Source organism: Limnobacter sp. CACIAM 66H1, from assembly GCF_001601825.1.
Lineage (GTDB): Bacteria > Pseudomonadota > Gammaproteobacteria > Burkholderiales > Burkholderiaceae_B > Limnobacter.
Window position 1 is genome coordinate 1 of sequence record NZ_LUJK01000093.1, and the last position, 4,049, is coordinate 4,049.

Consider the following 4,049-nt stretch of genomic DNA (forward strand, 5'->3'; position numbering starts at 1 on the left):
TTGTTGAGAGTTGTGTTGGAATAAAAAAACCCCGCCTCAAGTCTGAGAGCGGGGTTTTTTGGTATTGGAGAGCCTGACGATGTCCTACTTTCACATGCGAATGCACACTATCATCGGCGCTAAGGCGTTTCACGGTCCTGTTCGGGATGGGAAGGGGTGGTACCACCTTGCTATGGTCGTCAGGCAAAGAGGGTTGGCTGTAAGTGCGGTGCCTTGATTGCACTTACTTGTTAGCTAACCAGCGTTGCGGCTGATTGGCTCGATTTGGAACTGATGAGTATCTTCGATAGCAACTAGATTGCTGATGCGTGTTGCGGTTTATATCTACAAACTACCTTGATTTTCATTCGGGTGTTAGCCCGAGGTAGATTTACTGTGTTGTTTCATGTGCGTATCTTTTAAGCAAGGCTCAATGCTATAGAGCCAAGCCGCACGGGCAATTAGTACTGGTTAGCTTAATGCATTACTGCACTTCCACACCCAGCCTATCAACGTCGTGGTCTTCAACGGCCCTTCAGGAGGATCAAGTCCTCAGGGAAATCTTATCTTAAGGCAAGTTTCACGCTTAGATGCTTTCAGCGTTTATCTCTTCCGTATTTAGCTACCCGGCAATGCCACTGGCGTGACAACCGGTACACCAGAGATACGTCCATTCCGGTCCTCTCGTACTAGGAACAGCCCCCTTCAAATTTCCAACGCCCACGGCAGATAGGGACCAAACTGTCTCACGACGTTTTAAACCCAGCTCACGTACCTCTTTAAATGGCGAACAGCCATACCCTTGGGACCGGCTACAGCCCCAGGATGAGATGAGCCGACATCGAGGTGCCAAACACCGCCGTCGATGTGAACTCTTGGGCGGTATCAGCCTGTTATCCCCAGAGTACCTTTTATCCGTTGAGCGATGGCCCTTCCATACAGAACCACCGGATCACTATGTCCTGCTTTCGCACCTGCTCGACTTGTCAGTCTCGCAGTCAAGCACGCTTATGCCATTGCACTATCAGTACGATGTCCGACCGTACTTAGCGTACCTTCGAGCTCCTCCGTTACTCTTTAGGAGGAGACCGCCCCAGTCAAACTGCCCACCATGCACGGTCCCCGGCCCAGATAATGGGTCAAGGTTAGAACCTCAAACAGATCAGGGTGGTATTTCAAGGATGGCTCCATGAGAACTGGCGTTCCCACTTCAAAGCCTCCCACCTATCCTACACAAACCGGTTCAAAGTCCAATGCAAAGCTACAGTAAAGGTTCATGGGGTCTTTCCGTCTAGCCGCGGGGAGATTGCATCATCACAAACACTTCAACTTCGCTGAGTCTCAGGAGGAGACAGTGTGGCCATCGTTACGCCATTCGTGCAGGTCGGAACTTACCCGACAAGGAATTTCGCTACCTTAGGACCGTTATAGTTACGGCCGCCGTTTACTGGGACTTCAGTCAAGAGCTTGCACCCCATCATTTAATCTTCCAGCACCGGGCAGGCGTCACTCCCTATACGTCCACTTTCGTGTTTGCAGAGAGCTGTGTTTTTATTAAACAGTCGCAGCCACCATTTTATTGCAACCCCTTCGTCCTTCCACTGTTCATGGTCAAACTACAAGGGCGTACCTTCTCCCGAAGTTACGGTACCAATTTGCCGAGTTCCTTCTCCTGAGTTCTCTCAAGCGCCTTAGAATACTCATCCCGCCCACCTGTGTCGGTTTGCGGTACGGTCAACGTGTAACTGAAGCTTAGAGGCTTTTCTTGGGACCACTTCCAATGGCTTCGTAGCCGTAGCTACTTCGCCCCACACCCTTGAGTATATGACAGCCGGATTTGCCTAACTGTCCTCTATGATGCAGGGACCAGGATATCCAACACCTGGACCACTTTCCACGATCCGTCCCCCCATCGCATTACACGTCGGTGCAGGAATATTAACCTGCTTCCCATCGACTACGCATTTCTGCCTCGCCTTAGGGGCCGACTAACCCTACGCCGATGAACGTTGCGTAGGAAACCTTGGGCTTACGGCGACAGAGCCTTTCACTCTGTTTATCGCTACTCATGTCAGCATTCGCACTTCTGATACCTCCAGCATGCTTTACAACACACCTTCGCAGGCTTACAGAACGCTCCCCTACCACATACACTTGCGTGTACATCCGCAGCTTCGGTTATCTGCTTAGCCCCGTTACATCTTCCGCGCAGGACGACTCGATCAGTGAGCTATTACGCTTTCTTTAAAGGGTGGCTGCTTCTAAGCCAACCTCCTGACTGTTTTAGCCTTCCCACTTCGTTTTCCACTTAGCAGATATTAGGGACCTTAGCTGGCGGTCTGGGTTGTTTCCCTCTTGACACCGGACGTTAGCACCCGATGTCTGTCTCCCGAGATTGCACTTACAGGTATTCGGAGTTTGCCATGGTTTGGTAAGTCGCGATGACCCCCTAGCCATAACAGTGCTCTACCCCCTGTAGTGAGACTCGAGGCACTACCTAAATAGTTTTCGGGGAGAACCAGCTATTTCCAGATTTGTTTAGCCTTTCACCCCTATCCACAGCTCATCCCCTAACTTTTCAACGTTAGTGGGTTCGGTCCTCCAGTTGGTGTTACCCAACCTTCAACCTGGCCATGGATAGATCATCTGGTTTCGGGTCTACACCCAGCGACTAGACGCCCTATTCGGACTCGCTTTCGCTACGCCTTCCCTACTCGGTTAAGCTTGCCACTGAATGTAAGTCGCTGACCCATTATACAAAAGGTACGCCGTCACCCCATAAAGAGGCTCCGACTGTTTGTATGCACACGGTTTCAGGATCTATTTCACTCCCCTCCCGGGGTTCTTTTCGCCTTTCCCTCACGGTACTAGTTCACTATCGGTCAGTCATGAGTATTTAGCCTTGGAGGATGGTCCCCCCATGTTCAGACAGGGTTTCTCGTGCCCCGCCCTACTTGTCGTACGCCTAGTTCCACAATCGAGTTTTCACATACAGGGCTATCACCTTCTATGGCCGGACTTTCAAGACCGTTTTGTTAACTCAAATGCTAAATCGTACAGGCTGATCCAATTTCGCTCGCCACTACTCTCGGAATCTCGGTTGATTTCTTTTCCTCTGGGTACTTAGATGTTTCAGTTCTCCAGGTTCGCCTCGCACAGCTATGTATTCACTGTGCGATACCCCTAAAAGGGTGGGTTTCCCCATTCGGACATCTACGGATCAAAGCTTGTTTGCCAGCTCCCCGTAGCTTTTCGCAGGCTACCACGTCCTTCATCGCCTATGACTGCCAAGGCATCCACCATGTGCACTTATTCGCTTGACTCTATAGCGTTAAGCCCTGCTCAAGTTATTCACAAGAACAACACTGTAATCACCATAAAAAGCAAAGTAGTTTGTGTGCCGTATTCTAAATTTCAAGCGCCAATGTGTATAAGGAAATACACACCAACTTCTTGAGAAGAACGATGATGCAATCGCATCAATCAAAATATCTACACCTTAAATTCATAAGGAGTATCTATCTCGATATCTCATCATTTCCAAATTGTTAAAGAACAAGCCCAGAATCTGTGTTCTGGCGACTCTTACAGCCAAATGAATAAACACCAACCAGCGCCTATTCATTTGACCGCAAACCGATGCGAAACATCACATCACCTGCCTAACCACTAACAGCCAATCTATATCAACAAAGACCAATCGCTTAAACACTCAATACAGCAGTAAAAATTGGTGGAGGTGAACGGGATCGAACCGATGACCCCCTGCTTGCAAAGCAGGTGCTCTCCCAGCTGAGCTACACCCCCAGGTGTTTTACAACAACTTCAAACCAATGGTGGGTCTGGATGGGCTCGAACCATCGACCCCCGCCTTATCAAGACGGTGCTCTAACCAACTGAGCTACAGACCCCGTAAACTTTTCAGCCCCAGGGCCCTGACCTCTAGACGGTTCTCTCGTTCCGCACTTAAAGGCCCTCTCTTTTTGCTGCTTGTATCTTTGCGTCTAAACAAACCGATAAGTGTGAGCACTACAACCAAACAAATTCAAGACCTGATCAATTTCTCTTTC

2 tRNA genes and 2 rRNA genes are annotated in these 4,049 nt (G+C 49.6%); all 4 read right to left on the bottom strand.

Annotated elements, in window-relative coordinates:
• Positions 1-71: 71 nt before the first annotated feature.
• A 5S ribosomal RNA gene (gene rrf, locus A0129_RS15490) occupies positions 72-184 on the bottom strand.
• 235 nt (positions 185-419) lie between these two features.
• Positions 420-3,302 (bottom strand): 23S ribosomal RNA (locus A0129_RS15495).
• Positions 3,303-3,710: 408 nt separating this feature from the next.
• Positions 3,711-3,786 (bottom strand) — tRNA-Ala (locus tag A0129_RS15500).
• Positions 3,787-3,813: 27 nt separating this feature from the next.
• Positions 3,814-3,890 (bottom strand) — tRNA-Ile (locus tag A0129_RS15505).
• Between the last annotated feature and the right edge of the window lie 159 nt (positions 3,891-4,049).